Source organism: Nostoc sp. DedQUE12b, from assembly GCF_034530835.1.
In the GTDB taxonomy this organism is placed as follows: domain Bacteria; phylum Cyanobacteriota; class Cyanobacteriia; order Cyanobacteriales; family Nostocaceae; genus Nostoc.
On the sequence record NZ_JAVRCI010000041.1, the window covers coordinates 19,049 to 34,476 of the forward strand.

At 42.7% G+C, this 15,428-nt stretch carries 15 protein-coding genes and 1 riboswitch; of the genes, 8 read left to right on the forward strand and 7 right to left on the reverse strand.

Translation table 11 applies throughout. From position 1 onward, the window contains the following. Window positions 1-24: 24 nt before the first annotated feature. The 5 genes from cobG to RMY16_RS19710 all read right to left on the reverse strand — a co-directional run bounded on the left by cobG (window position 25) and on the right by RMY16_RS19710 (window position 6,915). On the reverse strand, window positions 25-1,800 hold the full coding sequence (gene cobG, locus RMY16_RS19690) for a precorrin-3B synthase (protein WP_322737827.1): 1,776 nt from the start codon (window positions 1,798-1,800) through the stop codon (window positions 25-27). Beyond that, a riboswitch (cobalamin riboswitch) is annotated at window positions 1,759-1,868 on the reverse strand. (Overlaps the previous gene by 42 nt.) Before the next feature lie 199 nt (window positions 1,869-2,067). Further along, a complete protein-coding gene (locus RMY16_RS19695; RefSeq protein ID WP_322737828.1) occupies window positions 2,068-3,435 on the reverse strand; it encodes an LLM class flavin-dependent oxidoreductase in 1,368 nt (455 codons plus the stop codon). Window positions 3,436-3,624: 189 nt separating this feature from the next. Next, window positions 3,625-4,761 (reverse strand): FMNH2-dependent alkanesulfonate monooxygenase, encoded by a 1,137-nt coding sequence (gene ssuD, locus RMY16_RS19700; protein ID WP_322737829.1) that lies wholly within the window; start codon window positions 4,759-4,761, stop codon window positions 3,625-3,627. Between the two features lie 17 nt (window positions 4,762-4,778). Then, entirely contained in the window at window positions 4,779-5,825 is a 1,047-nt protein-coding gene (locus tag RMY16_RS19705; RefSeq protein WP_322737830.1) for a sulfonate ABC transporter substrate-binding protein, read from the reverse strand. A 334-nt stretch (window positions 5,826-6,159) separates the two neighbouring features. Continuing rightward, window positions 6,160-6,915: a dienelactone hydrolase family protein gene (locus tag RMY16_RS19710; protein WP_322662152.1), complete on the reverse strand. Its 756-nt coding sequence runs from the start codon at window positions 6,913-6,915 to the stop codon at window positions 6,160-6,162. A gap of 149 nt (window positions 6,916-7,064) precedes the next feature. Here RMY16_RS19710 and RMY16_RS19715 point away from each other — a divergent pair, with 149 nt between their 5' ends. Together RMY16_RS19715 and RMY16_RS19720 are read left to right on the forward strand one after the other, a co-directional pair. Continuing rightward, complete coding sequence (locus RMY16_RS19715; RefSeq protein ID WP_322662154.1) at window positions 7,065-7,493, forward strand: GNAT family acetyltransferase; 429 nt, start codon at window positions 7,065-7,067, stop codon at window positions 7,491-7,493. Window positions 7,494-7,564: 71 nt separating this feature from the next. Then, the gene (locus tag RMY16_RS19720) at window positions 7,565-8,005 is read left to right on the forward strand and encodes a VOC family protein (RefSeq protein ID WP_322662156.1); all 441 of its coding nucleotides are present in this window, start codon (window positions 7,565-7,567) and stop codon (window positions 8,003-8,005) included. Here the strand turns inward: RMY16_RS19720 and RMY16_RS33080 are convergent. Then, the gene (locus tag RMY16_RS33080; RefSeq protein WP_416211686.1) at window positions 7,992-8,162 is read right to left on the reverse strand and encodes a transposase DNA-binding-containing protein; all 171 of its coding nucleotides are present in this window, start codon (window positions 8,160-8,162) and stop codon (window positions 7,992-7,994) included. The two genes, RMY16_RS19720 and RMY16_RS33080, sit on opposite strands and share 14 nt — an antisense overlap. Window positions 8,163-9,118: 956 nt before the next feature. Here RMY16_RS33080 and RMY16_RS19725 point away from each other — a divergent pair. Beyond that, a complete protein-coding gene (locus tag RMY16_RS19725; RefSeq protein ID WP_322737831.1) occupies window positions 9,119-9,424 on the forward strand; it encodes a hypothetical protein in 306 nt (101 codons plus the stop codon). 53 nt (window positions 9,425-9,477) lie between these two features. Here the strand turns inward: RMY16_RS19725 and RMY16_RS19730 are convergent, their stop codons facing one another. After that, the gene (locus RMY16_RS19730; protein ID WP_322737832.1) at window positions 9,478-10,065 is read right to left on the reverse strand and encodes a Uma2 family endonuclease; all 588 of its coding nucleotides are present in this window, start codon (window positions 10,063-10,065) and stop codon (window positions 9,478-9,480) included. Window positions 10,066-10,217: 152 nt separating this feature from the next. Between RMY16_RS19730 and fni the strand changes: the two genes are divergently transcribed. From fni to RMY16_RS19755, 5 genes are all read left to right on the forward strand, one after another. Next, window positions 10,218-11,267, forward strand: coding sequence for a type 2 isopentenyl-diphosphate Delta-isomerase (gene fni, locus RMY16_RS19735; protein WP_322737833.1), 1,050 nt, complete (start codon window positions 10,218-10,220; stop codon window positions 11,265-11,267). Between the two features lie 173 nt (window positions 11,268-11,440). Beyond that, window positions 11,441-13,276, forward strand: coding sequence for a signal peptide peptidase SppA (gene sppA, locus RMY16_RS19740; RefSeq protein ID WP_322737834.1), 1,836 nt, complete (start codon window positions 11,441-11,443; stop codon window positions 13,274-13,276). Window positions 13,277-13,814: 538 nt separating this feature from the next. After that, window positions 13,815-14,054 carry a hypothetical protein gene (locus tag RMY16_RS19745; RefSeq protein ID WP_190940497.1) on the forward strand — a complete coding sequence of 80 codons (240 nt, stop codon included), beginning with the start codon at window positions 13,815-13,817 and terminating at the stop codon, window positions 14,052-14,054. Between the two features lie 483 nt (window positions 14,055-14,537). After that, the gene (locus RMY16_RS19750; RefSeq protein WP_322669137.1) at window positions 14,538-14,765 is read left to right on the forward strand and encodes a hypothetical protein; all 228 of its coding nucleotides are present in this window, start codon (window positions 14,538-14,540) and stop codon (window positions 14,763-14,765) included. Between the two features lie 50 nt (window positions 14,766-14,815). Next, window positions 14,816-14,962 (forward strand): hypothetical protein, encoded by a 147-nt coding sequence (locus RMY16_RS19755; RefSeq protein WP_322669138.1) that lies wholly within the window; start codon window positions 14,816-14,818, stop codon window positions 14,960-14,962. Window positions 14,963-15,428: the final 466 nt, after the last annotated feature.

A 15,428-nucleotide genomic window follows, 5' to 3' on the forward strand; every position in this document is an offset into this window, starting at 1 on the left:
ATTGACATATAAAAATCAACAGGCTCAGATTGCCGACTTCTCTAAAAAGGTGGCAATTTTGTTGTTCGCAATTGATTGAGGGATTATATTAAATAATTGCTGTAATTGTTCCAGTGCAAATCGATTAGCAAATTCTCCAAAGGACTCATCAGAATTTAAGCGTTGAATTTTATATACATATAGCATCCGCTCTATTAATGCAGGTAATTCAGCAAAAGTTACATATTGATATAGTTCGCGTCCGAATTTCTGATTGCTGTCACCAACATAAACGTGATAGCCTTCCACAGTTCTATTTTCAGCCTCAATCCTGACGCCAAGGAGAGTAATATCACTTTTGCTATGCTGGGCACAAGATTTTTCGCAGCCAGTAAAGTGGATATTAACTGGATAATCGAGAGTAACGCGAGTTTCAAGATACTCTGCCAATGCCAACGCATGACTTTTAGTGTCTGTGGCAGAAGCGGCGCAACCTTTTTTTCCAGAACAGGCAACTAATCCGCCCTTGATATTGGTTGCAGAGCAATCTAATCCTAATAAAGCAATTTCACTTTGGACATCAGCAACCCATTGCTGAGGAATATCTGTAAGGAGCAAATTTTGCCAAGGGGTTAGCCTGAGAGTTCCACTGCCGTATTTTGCTGCTAAATCTGCTAAACCCCGCATCTGTCTACTTTGCAATCGGCCCAAGGGCAAGACAACACCAATGTAAAATAAGCCTTGCTGACGTTGGGGATGGATGCCAATATGCTGATATTTTTCCCCTTTGCCTTCCTCTACAGTGTACACACACATCGAATTACCCCCCTTAATCCCCCCTTGGAAAGGGGGGAAACTAGAAATACAGTTCCCTCCCCTTTCCAAGGGGAGGGTTAGGGAGGGGTAAAACTTACGCTTAAACTCTGATGAGTGAACTGTTTCAGACTTGTGTGTACACCGTAGCTTGCCTTGCTGGGGGAATAAATCTTTTCTTATTTCACTGTACAAAAAAGAAAAAGGTAAACGCTGCTCAACTTCTTGGAGATAATTTTCACAACCCAAAGTATTCAATAGCTCTCTCAGACGTAGCCGCCGCTTACTCGTAGTATGACTATAAGCTAGATAGACATCCGCCAAAGCTGCTAAGACGGGCAAACAGTCCTCTGGTGGTAACAAAATTCCCGTATCGCTGGGGGGTTGACCCTTCTCACCAACACTGAGATAGAGACGAAAGTAAACATTATCGTTAAGTAAGACAGCTGCAAAGGCGATATCATTCAAGCGATCGCACACCTGAATTATCCCACCACCATCAAAGCAAACGCTAAATTTTGCCGACAGTCCCGAAAGCGCCGGATGTGCAGCAATATAATCATCCCAACCTTGGACAAAAGGGCGAGTGTCGATTAATTCTTGGGGATCGATACCAGCAGTTGGACTGGTCATAATATTGCGGATTTGGTCTACAACAGTATTGTCAGAACCCAATCCCATATTTTGGAGGTACTTCAGAACCTCAGCATTTATCCCCGTGCGGATTTCACGAACTTGCAGGTTAGCTCGGTTAGTCACATCTATATAACCGCCACCGTGCTGTTCTGCTATATCTGCGATCGCACGGCACTGCTGACTACTAATAATTCCACCTGGTATTCTAACGCGAGATAATATCCCATCTGCGGCGGGAGTAGCATAAAACAAGCCAGGACAAGTGGCAAATCCAGAAACCAATTTTAGAACTCCTTCCCCGTGCAACGCAGGGATTAGACGGTGAGTGTGTCTTGAGGACATCCTGAGAGTTGGCATTCTGACTTGGGTCATCCCATCACAGCTGCGGCACAGTCCCGGAATTTCACCGGAGTTTCCCAACTCCCAGCTTTAGTAATTTAGATTTTGTTTAGGCTATAAATTTAAACCAGACATCATCCAAATAATTATTTTACATTACTATTGCGATAAATTTTACCTGAGCTTATCCACTGCCGATCAAAAGATATAGCTCTTGAAGCTAATCTATAAATTGAATTTAGTTATGGCTCAGGCAGGAATGCTTGAGCCTTTTTGCTGCAAAACTTGCTTTAGAAAAAGTTAGGCGATCGCTGCTTCACGAGTAGCAACTTTGCTAAACTGATTTACTGGACGAGGTAAACCAAGATTTTCGCGCAGGGTTCCTGCTTCATACTCTGTACGGAACAGACCGCGACGTTGCAATTCAGGAATTACCAACTCTACAAACTCATCCAATCCTCCAGGCAACCAGGGCGGCATAATATTAAAGCCATCTGCCCCACCATTGACAAACCAATCTTCTAGCTGATCGGCAATTTGTTCTGGTGTGCCTAAAATCTGACGATGCCCACGCGCTCCAGCTATCGACAAATATAGCTGTCGAATCGTTAAATTCTCTCTGTTAGCTAGGTCAATCAGAAGTTGCTGACGGCTTTTACCCCCGTTAGTCTCTGGTAGCTCCGGCAACGGCCCGTCCAATGGATAGCCGGATAGGTCAAATCCACCGATCATTGAGCCAAGCAAATTTAAGCCGACTACCGGATCGATCAACTCCTGAATCTGATCGAATCTGTCTTTAGCTTCTTGCTCGGTTTTGCCGATAACTGGGAATACACCAGGCATAATCTTGAGATGGTCAGGTGAGCGCCCGTATTGAGCCAGTCTCCCCTTCACATCTGTATAGAATGCCTGAGCTTCTGCCAAGGTCTGCTGGGCAGTAAAAATTACCTCCGCCGTTTGTGCAGCCAGATCCTTACCATCCTCGGAAGAGCCAGCTTGAATAATCACCGGATAACCCTGGATGGGACGCGCCACATTTAGCGGTCCACGCACTGAAAAATGTTCGCCTTTGTGGTTGGGAACGTGCAGTTTATTTGGATCGAAGTAAATACCCGATTCCTTATCATGTAAGAAGGCGTCGTCCTCCCAACTATCCCAGAGTTTCGTGACTACATCTACAAACTCTTTGGCACGCTGATAACGTAGGGTATGCTCCATGTGCTTTTCCCGATTGAAGTTCAACGCTTCAGCTTCGGTAGCAGAAGTTACGAGATTCCAACCGGCACGGCCACCGCTAAGATAATCTAATGATGCAAATTTGCGGGCGAGGTGATAAGGCTCGTTGTAGGTGGTTGATACTGTCGCCGTCAAACCGATGTTTTCCGTCACCACAGACAAAGCCGACAACAGGGTAAGAGGTTCAAAGTGGACGAGTTTACCATTCCGGCTCAAAAGTTCGGCGCTTTGATTGCGGTCGCGCACAGCCACACCATCTGCAAAGAAGATCATGTCAAATTTGCCGCGTTCTGCTGTCTGTGCCAGCTTTTTATAATGCTGAAAGTTCAAACCAGCATTAGCTTGCGCTTCGGGGTGTCGCCATGACGCTACGTGATGACCAGTGCTGGGCAAGAATGCACCTAATCTAAGTTGAGGTTTTTTCGTACTCATGCTTTTTTTTGTAAAATCGTTGTGTTTTTAAACGCAAAGGCACGCAAAGTTAAGCCAGTGCGTTGCGCGGATTCCCCGCGTTGTAGCAACTGGCGTAGCGCAGAGGAACGCAGAGTTTTGCCAAATTTATGCAATGTTGTACTAGGGTGTTATGAGTTAAATCACGTTAGTTTTTGGATTTTGAATTGCTTACACTGGCTGGGGTTTGAGTAAATCTGTTTTGGTAACAAATTCACTGAATGTACTTGCAACCTGCTGGGGTAATGCGATGCCTGGAGTTTGCACTGGTAAGCGAGGAAATAATAATTCTGCGACTCGATAGGCTTCTTCGAGATGGGGATACCCTGAGAAAACGAAGGTATCAATTCCTAAATCGGTATATTCCAGCATCCGCGCTGCAACTGTGTCTGGATCTCCAACTAAGGCAGTCCCAGCGCCGCCACGTACTAAGCCAACACCTGCCCATAAGTTGGGGTTAATTTCTAGGTTTTTGCGATTACCTTTATGCAGTTGGGCCATGCGGCGTTGTCCTTCTGATTCCGACTCAGCAAACCGCTGATGTGCAGTTGCTATGGTTTCATCATCGACATACTGAATCAGTTCATTAGCTGCATCCCAAGCTTTTTGCGTAGTTTCGCGGACTATAACGTGCATCCGAATCCCAAAACGTACCGTTCTACCTTGTTCTGCTGCTAATCGCCGTACTTTTGTAATCTTTTCGGCAACTCGATCTGGTGGTTCACCCCAAGTTAAATACACATCAATGTGTTTGGCAGCAACTTGGAGCGCCGCATCTGAAGAACCACCAAAATATAAGGTGGGATAAGGCTTTTGTACGGGAGGAAATTGGAGTTTAGCGCCTTGAACTTGCAAATGGCGACCACTATAGGTTACTTCTTCACCTTGCATGAGCGATCGCCAAATTGTCAAAAACTCATCTGTAAGTTCATAACGCTGATCGTGATCTAAGAAAATCCCATCTTTTGCAAGTTCTTTTGTGTCGCCACCAGTGACAACATTCAGAATAATTCGACCATTAGAAATCTGGTCAAAAGTAGCAGCCATTCTAACTGCCAAAGAAGGCGACATAATTGCCGGACGAAATGCTACAAGAAACCGCAAGCGTTCTGTAACTGAAATTAATGAAGTAGCGACAATCCAAGTATCTTGTTTTTGTCCGGTACCAATCAACATCCCGCCATAGCCCAATTTATCAACAGCTTGGGCGATTTGCTGCATATAGGGATAAGTGGCTGGTCGCCTGCCGATTGTACTACCTAAATAACGCTCATCTCCCTGTGTCGGCAAATACCAAAAAACTTCCATTTTCCTCTCTCCTGGCGCTATTTCTGGCTAATGGTTTCCGGTGTTATAGCTGCATATTGTTCGCTAGTCAGCATCGCTTCCTTAATATTGATGGGTTTAGGAATCACTTTTTCTTTGGTAAATAAATCTGCAATTTTCTGTTGTTTTTCCATAATTTCAGGCGTAATTGGTCTTATACCGTAAGTTCGCCTTCCAACCATTGTTGTTAAAATATCTCGATCAATTTTGAGATGAGGAATAGTCAGTTTTACAACTTCCGATCGGTTTTTCTCAGCCCATTGACCTGTGTTATCTATTTCCTCAAGAACTAATCGTACTAATTTCGGATTTTCTGTAGCAAATTTTCGCGCCGCCATATAATATCCGCCTTGAGTAGAAATGCCACTAGCATCTCGCAAAACACGAGCATTGGCCTTTTTTTGGGCCACGGCTAAATAAGGGTCCCAAGTTACCCAAGCATCTATTTTGCCTTGAATAAAAGCATCACGAGCTTCTGAAGGAGGGAGGCTAATAGCTTGAATATCATTATATTTTAAACCAGCCTCTTCTAAAGCTTTTATTAATAAATAATGGGAAGCAGAACCCTTTTGAAAAACTACTTTTTTCCCTTTGAGATCGGCTAAAGTGCGAATCTGTGAATTATTTTGAACGATAATTCCGCTTCCTTTACCAGTACTGGGTTTATTACTAGCAACATAAACTAAAGATGTGCCAGCCGCTTGGGCAAATATCGGCGGAGTCTCGCCTACAGAGCCAATATCAACCCTGCCCACATTCATCGCTTCCATCAGTTGTGGCCCGGCGGCAAATTGCGCCCATTCCACGGAAATACCTAAAGGCTTGAGACGTTTTTCGATCAATCCTTTAAGTCTGAAAATATCCCCAGAACTTTGATATCCCATTCGGACAACTTTGGTTTTCAAACCAGTGGTTTGATTTGCTGAATTTGGGGTTTGGACTGAGCAACTGATTAAGGTTGTTGAGATTGTTAATAATCCAGGTAAAAGGAATAGTGAAAAACGTTGGAAAATCTTAACTTGTGGCTGTTTGAAGGCGGAAATCATGGACGTGATACTTTGTTTTTTATTTGCTTTTGGATTTATTTGGCTATGCCTATGCTCAGTCGTAGAGGCACATATCTCATAGGTGTCAACTTAAGTTAAAAGCTTTGTCAAATCTCGTTTCCAGCCTCTGGGCTGGAAATGCACTTTAATTGGGCTGCTGCCGCCAGCAAGGGAGGCGGAGCCTCATTGACAGCATTCCCAGTCAAAGCAGGGGAACGAGACAAACGAGACAATATCTAAAAGCTTTTTCTCGGTTGGCTTTCACGTTAAGTTAACACCAATGCACACAGATAGATGTGCGCCTCTAGTGTTGTATTGCTTCTAACTTAAAAATTTAAACTTTTTGAAGCTGAAGGTTCTTTTGGAACAGTTCTTGAACATTTTTCCAAGCATCGGCGGCAGCTTCGGCATTGTAGCTGGCGCGATGATTGCAGAAAAAGCCATGCCCTGCACCGGGATAACGGAATATAGCATGAGTAATCTGATTTTTCTTCAATTCAGCCTCAATCTGTTCTGTATGTTCTAAGGGGATTCCCTGATCGTCAAGACCAAAGAAGGCGTAAATGGGCCCTTTAATCTCTGGAGTGCGGGTGATGGTTGGTTCTCCACCGCCGGGAGTTGAGTTGGGAATACCGCCACCATAGAAGGAAGCTGTAACTTTAATATCTGGTAAGGTGGCAGCTAGATAAACAACATGACCACCAAAGCAAAAACCAATAGAGCCGATCGCATCTCCTTGCACATTTGGTAAGGTTCTTAGATAAGCGATCGCAGCTTTAATATCACTCAATATTTCCTCTGCTGTTGTCTGCTCCTTATAACCCCTCCCTTGCTGGACATCTTCAGGGGTGTAGCCACCTTCAAAACCTGGGGCGGTGCGTTGAAATAACGTCGGCGCGATCGCCACATACCCCTCTTTGGCAAATTTCTCAGCAACTTCCCGAATGTGAATATTAACCCCAAAAATTTCCTGAATCACGATCACGGCTGGGAAGGTTCCCTTTTTTGCTGGTTCAGCTAAGTAAGCATCAATTTGCAAATCTCCGTTAGGGACTTTAACTTGAGCAGTGCGAATTTCTGTGTTTGTCATCTTGGGGTTAGCCTGTAATTGCTTTCAGGACACGATGTTTTATCGTAATTTTTGTGAAATACTACTTAAAATATATCAGTTTGCCGTAGTTTAAAAGTAGTATTTCACAAAGAATGTGCAAAGGCAAGTCCTTTGATTTAGAGATGTAGATGAATATAAGACCATACCAAGAATCTGATGCTGAATTAGTCAGTGCTTTGTGGGATGAGGTGTTTCCTAATAACCCATCGCACAGCAGCCCAAACTTGGTAATCAGTCAGAAGCTTGCTGTACAGCCAGAGTTGTTTTTCGTTACTGAGATGAACTCTGTAATTGTAGGCACTATCATGGCAGGATATGACGGGCATCGCGGTTGGCTATACACAGTTGCGGTCAGTCCTCAGTATCAACGGCAGGGTATTGGTAGCAAGCTAGTGCAGCACGCAGAGAGGGTATTGATAGCGATGGGATGCCTCAAAATCAATCTCCAAGTTCGTGTCTCCAACGCAGAAGTAGTTGAGTTTTATAGAAAACTTGGCTATCTCATTGAAGAACGCATCAGTATGGGAAAGCTTGTCGTTGGAACAGAAAAACTTTAGAAATACGCCAGTATTACGGCAAAAGGTGATTGTAGCGTTACTAAATTTAACCCAAATTAGGAGAAAAATTTATGAAGCTTAATGCAGTTCATCATATTCAAGTAACCTATCCTCTTGAAGTGGAGGAAGCAATGCTATCTTTCTACAGCAAAGTTTTGGGACTGACTGAAATTGTCAGACCTGATGTCATGAAAAATGATTCAGGAGCGTGGTACAAGTTGGGAGACATTGAACTGCACGTAAGTAGTGAGAAAAACGCCAATAACCAAGCATCTAGACGGCATTTTTGTTTCCAAGTCGATAACTTGAACGCCTTTGAAGAACACCTAAAAGAGCATGGAATAGAAATTATTCCCGATCAACGACCACTTCCAGGATGCGTGCGGTTTTTTCTCCGAGATCCCGGTGGGAATCGTATAGAGATTGCAGAGTTTGTTAAGAGTACTTTTGCACAGCGACAAAATCGACACCACTTTTCAAATTCTCAACAACTATCAATCAATTCTCAATAAGCAGTTGATTTTGTAGTCTGAAACCCTTAGAGGTTGTTTGAAAAGTCCTCTTCTTGATAACAAAAAGTTTTAGATCCCCTATTTTGATTAACCGTTTGGTTCTTCTGCTGTCACCTAATTTGGTTCTTTCTAGTTCCTGTGTGATCCATTGTTCCATTTGCTGACTTTGCGATGCTTCCGGGTCTTCCTCTAGACAACACACAATCTCTGGCTTTTGTCAAACTTTCTGTTAAGAAAGATGTTTATAATGGATAGGTTTATAAGGGGGGAAGCCGGAAAGAAATCTAGTTCCCTCCCCAATACATACCTACGGTGTACACACAAGTCGAAAAAAGCTTGATTTTCCATTGTTTTCTCGTTGATCTCGTTCCCATGAAGAGCATGGGAATGCCTGATTTAGAGGCTCTGCCTCCAGTCAGATATTGAGTCTCTGACTCAATGAATGCATTCCCAGTCTCCGACTGGGAACGAGGAAAAACAGGAAAGTCTTATCAAGCTAGGTTTTTAGGACTTGTGTGTACACCGTAGCCAATACATACGGGGAGGGTTAGCGTGGGGTAAAAACTTGGGTTTTTCAGCTATTTCAGACTTGTGTACACCACTGTAGCCTAGCAAGGGTGGGCTTCTTCAAGTTTAATAAGTAGTCAAGCGGATAAGTCCATTCGTTCAGAATACGAGCTTATTCGTTCAGAACACCAGCTTATTCGTCCAGAACACGAGCTTATTCGTCCAGAACACCAGCTTATTCGTCCAGAACACGAGCTTATTCGTCCAGAACACGAGCTTATTCGTTCAGAACACCAGCTTATTCGTTCAGAACACCAGCTTATTCGTCCAGAACACCAGCTTATTTGTTCAGAACACGAGCTTATTCGTCCAGAACCCAAGTTTATTATCGTGTAATTACTGAACTAGTATTCCAATCTTATTACAAAAAACACCTTTTTTTGCAAGTTTTACTGAACCACTACATTGCTCCATTGAGACACTCTAGAAAGAGAAAGTTTAGTAAAAAGTCTGCATTGATGCCACGCCAAAAAAGAAGCTCTACCGTGCTAGAAAAAACCGAACAGAGAGTAATCGGATTTAAATCGATTAATTCCACCCTTGATTTTGGTGATTCTGATCAGCTTAAACAATTTAACCCAGTTAACCGGGGAACTCCGCAACCAGATTGACCAGTATAATATGATGCTAACTGCCATTGACTCAGCAAAGGAACAAATAGAAACCCTTGAAAAGACCATTCGGGAAACTTCAGAGCGCTTGGTTAGTGGTGTAGTGTTGAAGTATGGCAAAGATAGCCGGGAATACGAGATGATAGGCGGGGTACGCAAGAGCGATCGCATTCGTAAAGCCACTATCGCCCGGTTAAAAGCCAGCGCAGACTCAAAAGCGGCTGCTACACAGACGGCGTAATGAGCAACAAGTAGGCATCATTCACAGTGAATGATGCCCATGTTATCGCAGTTTTATTCCTCAATCAACTCAAAATCAACTCGCTCGTAAATATCACGCAAGGCAATTTGAAAATCGATAGAATTTAAGACTAAAACTGCATCTTCACCTTCATATTCCTTAAAAATCCATTGACCTTCTGCTTGCTTGGCAAATTGTTCCACAGCAAAACTATACTGGTCAATCATAATATATTCCTCAAAACCAGGAATTGAACGATAATATTTAAACTTATCTGTTTTATCATAATTTTTAGTTGAATTTGATAAAACTTCAATAATTAATAAGGGATTAGTGATAATTGTTTTACCTGTTCCCTCATAAATAGGCTTACCTTTGATGACTATAATATCAGGATAAGTATAAAGGCGATAACGAGGGATTGATAATTTCACATCCCCTATGTAAATCTCATAATCTTGTCCTTGCACTGTCAGGGGAAACTTTTTATAAAAATTACCTGCAATTTTGTTGTGGTTAGTTGTTCCTCCTGTCATGGGTATAATTTCTCCATCCCTGTATTCATTTTTATATTCAGCGTTCTCTTCTAATTCCAAATATTCTTCTGGGGTGTAGTAGCGCTTTTCTGTTTGTAAAACCATATTAATTAACTCATAAGATGAGGGAATGGGTATGTTATCAATAGCGTAACGTACCCGAAAGATAGCGAAAATAAATATTTTTGTTATACAAATACGGTTGCAGACAATGTAACAATAGCGATCGCAAGCCAATACTTTAGCCATACCCACCAGTGAACGCCCCTACCAGTATCTCTGCACAAACTCAGAATCGCAAAGCCGATCACATTCGCATCTGTTTAGAAGAAGATGTTCAGTGCGATCAAATCACCAATGGACTGGAACGTTATCGTTTCACCCATTCTTGCTTACCTGAACTCAACCACGACGATATTGATATCAGTACAACTTTTCTGGAAAAAAACCTTGGCGCACCCTTGTTAATTTCTTCCATGACTGGCGGAACAGAACAAGCCGCAATCATTAACCAACGTTTGGCGCAAGTCGCACAACACTACAAAATTGCAATGGGTGTAGGTTCCCAGCGCGTAGCAGTAGAAAAACCACAGGTGGCTGATACTTTTGCTGTCCGCAAGTATGCGCCCGATGTTCTGCTATTTGCAAACTTGGGGGCTGTGCAACTTAACTACAAGTACGGCTTAGATGAATGTTTGCGCGTAGTTGATATTTTAGAAGCTGATGCTTTGATTTTACACATTAACCCTTTACAAGAGTGCATTCAACCCAAAGGTGATACTAATTTTCGCGGCTTGCTTGACAAGATTTCTACATTATGCTCAAAATTGCCAGTACCAGTAATTGCGAAGGAAGTAGGTAACGGCATTTCAGCAGCGATCGCCGAGAAACTAATCGCCGCTGGGGTAGCAGCAATTGATGTCGCGGGTGCGGGTGGTACTTCTTGGGCAAAAGTAGAAAGCGAACGGGCAGAAAATCCTTTACAACGTCGCTTAGGAAGGACGTTTGCCGATTGGGGTTTACCGACAGCAGAGTGCATTACAACTATTAGAGCGATCGCCAAAGATGTGCCCTTAATTGCTTCAGGAGGTTTGCGTCATGGATTGGATGTTGCAGCTGCGATCGCCTTGGGAGCAGATATAGCTGGTTTAGCAATGCCTTTCTTACAAGCAGCAGCAATATCAGAGACAGCAGTCGCGGAACTCGCTGAAGTATTAATCGCTGAAATCACCACAGTTTTATTTTGTACTGGCAATGCCAGCTTGTATCAGTTAAAGCACTCTGGCAGTTTACAGCGCATAGAATAAGTAGATAGGTCATTTGTCATTTGTAAATGCCCAATGCTCCTCAAGAGTGTTGAGTAATGAGTAATGAGTAATGAGTAATGAGTGGGGAATCTCACTTTTTTACTCAGAACTGGCTCAATGCCGCGCTACCGCTAACGAAACTGTTTTGCCCAATGACTAATAACTAATAACTAATGCGTAATTTTATCAAACAAACTTTTGCTAGTTTAGTTGGCACTTTACTAGGACTAATTATTTTCGCTGGTCTGGGAACCACTGGACTGTTCTTGCTGATATTGGCTGCTAGCTCGTCTAAAGATACTGGGCCAAATGTGAAAAATAAGTCAGTGTTGGTTTTTGACTTGTCAATGAAAATTACTGATGGCGAGCCTAGTTCAGGCCAACTGTTTCAAAACACAATATCAGGTGTCGATGAAGATAGAATGGCACTCCGCAAAGTTGTGGAAACTTTGGAAAAGGCGCGGCGCGATCCGCGCATTGTTGGCATCTATCTGGATGCAACCAACACAAGCCAAACTGGTAACGTCGGCTATGCCTCTTTAAAAGAAATTCGGAAAGCGCTGGAGGAGTTTCGCGCTGCGGGGAAAAAGATTGTGGCATACGGCAGTGATTGGAGTGAAAAGGAATATTACGTTAGTTCAGTAGCAGATTCCATTGTCCTTAATCCTCTGGGAATGATGGAAGTCAACGGTTTGAGTTCACAACCAATGTTCTTAACGGGAGCATTACAGAAATATGGTATTGGTGTTCAAGTCGTGCGAGTAGGGAAATTTAAGGGAGCCGTTGAACCATTTATTCTCAACAAGTTGAGTCCAGAAAACCGCGAACAAACTCAGAAATTGTTGGATGATGTTTGGGGAGAGTGGCGCACTGCTGTCGGCGCAAGTCGGAAAATTGAACCCAATAAGTTGCAAGCGATCGCAGATAATCAGTCCTTACTAGAAGCTACACAAGCCAAAACTAGCGGTTTAGTCGATCGAGTACAATACCCCGATGAAGTTGTCGCTGACTTGAAAAAGTTGACAAATAGCGATAAAGAAGACAAAACATTCCGACAAATTAGCCTGAATAGCTACGCACAAGTTTCTGGTAAATCTTTGGGTGTAGAACGTAACTCCAAAAATCAAATTGCCGTTGTTTATGCTGAGGGCGAGATTGTTGATGGTAAAGGAGAAGATGGACAAGTAGGAGGCGAGCGCTTTGCGAAAATCTTCAACAGGCTACGACAAGATAAAGATGTGAAGGCTGTTGTGTTACGAATTAATAGTCCTGGTGGTAGCGCTACCGCATCTGAAGTCATGCAGCGAGAAGTGAAATTAACTCGTGAGGTAAAACCAGTTGTGGTATCAATGGGTGATGTCGCCGCCTCTGGTGGTTATTGGATTGCTAGCGACTCTAACCGCATTTTTGCCGAACCAAATACGATTACAGGCTCAATAGGTGTGTTTGGGGTGCTATTCAATGGGCAAAAGCTGGCTAATGATAATGGCATTACCTGGGATTCGGTGAAAACCGCACGCTATGCTGATAGTCAAACAGTTTCGCGTCCGAAATCGCCTCAAGAATTAGAAATTTATCAGCGCAGTGTTAACCGTATTTATAATATGTTTCTGAATAAAGTTTCTCAAGGTCGGAAACTCCCTGAACAAAAAGTAGCAGAAATTGCCCAAGGAAGGGTTTGGTCGGGTGAAGCGGCCAAAGAAATTGGTTTGGTGGATGAAATTGGCGGTTTGAATACTGCGATCGCTTATGCTGTCAAAGAGGCAAAATTAGGAGAAGACTGGGAAGTGCAAGAATATCCTCGCACTAGCAGCTTTGGAGAACGCTTTTTTGGGCGTGCAACAGAAGAGGCACGGACTGCTTTCGGGATTGAGTCAGCACAACTTAAATCAGCTAATCCCCTCACCGCTGAATTCCAGAAATTACAACAAGAAGTAGAGGTTTTGCAAAAGATGAACGATCCACAGGGAGTTTACGCCCGCTTGCCTTTCAACCTGAAGATTGAGTAGATCCTTTTTTGAGCATCAGTGGGCAGCAACTCACCAACTACGCCGAGGCTAATGGATTGCAATACTTGTCGGGTTTTGGGGGAAGGGGAAAGAAAAAACCTTTAACCTTTACCCTTTAACCTTTTCCCCAAACCCAATGCCGAGTTGAAAATGCACAAAGCGTGCAGTATTGTAATGGATTGGACTCAAACACGCTTCGGTTAAGGTTGTGGGTGGAATCTTATGGTGTGTAGAGACTATGTAATGCTACGTCTCTACAAAGGTTATCGATAGGCAACTTATTTTATCCGAACCTCATTTAGGTTGCCCTCGTTAGCCTAAACTAGCTGACATTTGCTGTATAGATGTGTAAAGTAGTTAAAAGTAAATTAAAATCTCTAACTTTTGACAGAATTTTAGATTTGAAATTTTGCTGAAGCAGACCGATTAAACAGTGGCTTAACTATAGACAAATCTAAAATTCTTTATCCAGACCAATTTATTCACATACTGAGCCACTGTAAATTCTAAAATACAAAATTGAGTAAAACATCCATCTATGGCTAGAAAAACGCAACGCCTTTTGCTGCTAATTGTTTCCTGTAGTATAACTGGTGTAATTTTAGGAGGTACTGCTGGTTGGGCAGAAAGTAATCTCTGCTTGGGAGATAGTAAGGTTACAAGTGAGTGTCTAACCCAAGACCCAATCCAAAAAACTATCCAAGGAATGAGTACCGGATTGTTAGCTGGGGCTGGGGCCGCTTTTGGTGCAGTCTGGCAATTACGGCATGAAGATTGAGCATTATAGCCGTAGTCACATAGGTTAGGACAGTGTTGATTGCTCAAAGGCTTGAAACGACCGGGTTCTTACTCAGCACGGGCTAAACGCCCCGCTACCGCTAACAGCACTCAGCACTCAGCACTCAGCACTTTGCTATAACTACCACTAACTCGAAACTTCGGGTTAGATTAGATTTCTGGACTAGTTAGCCAGTGCCTTCACTTGACGGTCAATCATCCTGACTTATGTGGTTTTTAACTACAAAATTATCATGGCAGTTAGCTCTCTTTTATGACTCTCGCTAGAGCCAAATAAGGAAGAATTTCTAAGGCAATTCTATCTGCCCTAGTGTTTTGCCAAGCGATCGCCTTTCATCGAACAAGCGCGATAGATTCTATGTGCGAAATCGGACAGATGCTAATAATCAGATTTTTTATACTAATTAATTAAGAACCAAAATTATCTGGAATTCCAAGGTTAAGTTTTAACACCGCCTTATTTATGCAGCTTAAGCTTTTAATGTCTGTAGAGAATGAAGACTTATTTTATACACAACTAGTAAAGTACGGTGTGGAATCCGAAATAGCGATAAAAGTAGCTCAGATATTAGCATCTGGGTTCCCAAACGAGCTTTTGGCGCAAGAAGAGATACAACTCGTCACACAAGCTTGTAAAAAGTGGGCAACATTGCACAAGCCTGTCCAGTTCGGCGTTACAGAAGTCCTTTAGAGGATGTATTTACTTCCTGAGTGACACATAAGTAAAAATTTAATCAGCTAATGGTTGTCACACTGTTCAATCTTCAACAGCGATTTTTGGTCAACAAACTGTTGGTCTGTTTCATCGCAGTAGAAAAACGTCAGGCGTTTCGTTGCCAACTCAACCAGATGCACGAGTGTGAGTGTGACGACTATGTGCAAGAGTAGGATAAGTAAAACTCACAGCAAATCCACCTGCTACTACGCCTCATGGTTTATGGCATAATTCTGTATCTTGCCGTGCTTCTTAAATGTTCGCGTCCACCAATTGAGCAATTGTGGTAATTTTAGGTGAAAGTGATTGTCCGAGTTAATTTTATTTGATGAAAGTAGAGTCTTATTGTTACTCACTTATCTTCCAATCAACTTAAAATGAATGGCTTTAACTTTCGGCATACAGCGGTTCTCAGTTGAGTGAGGTACAAGAACCCCACCCCCAACCCCCTCCCCGCAAGCGAGGAGGGAAATATGATGTACCTCATGTGATTAGTAAACGCCATATACCAGAAGTTAAAGAACTTGTTTTGTTTTTCAAATGTTATTTATGACTTGAGTATAGCTGCCCTATTAATTCTCTATTTCGTAGGAATGATTTTAAGTTTATATGTACGAAATCGTACATATAAACGTTATT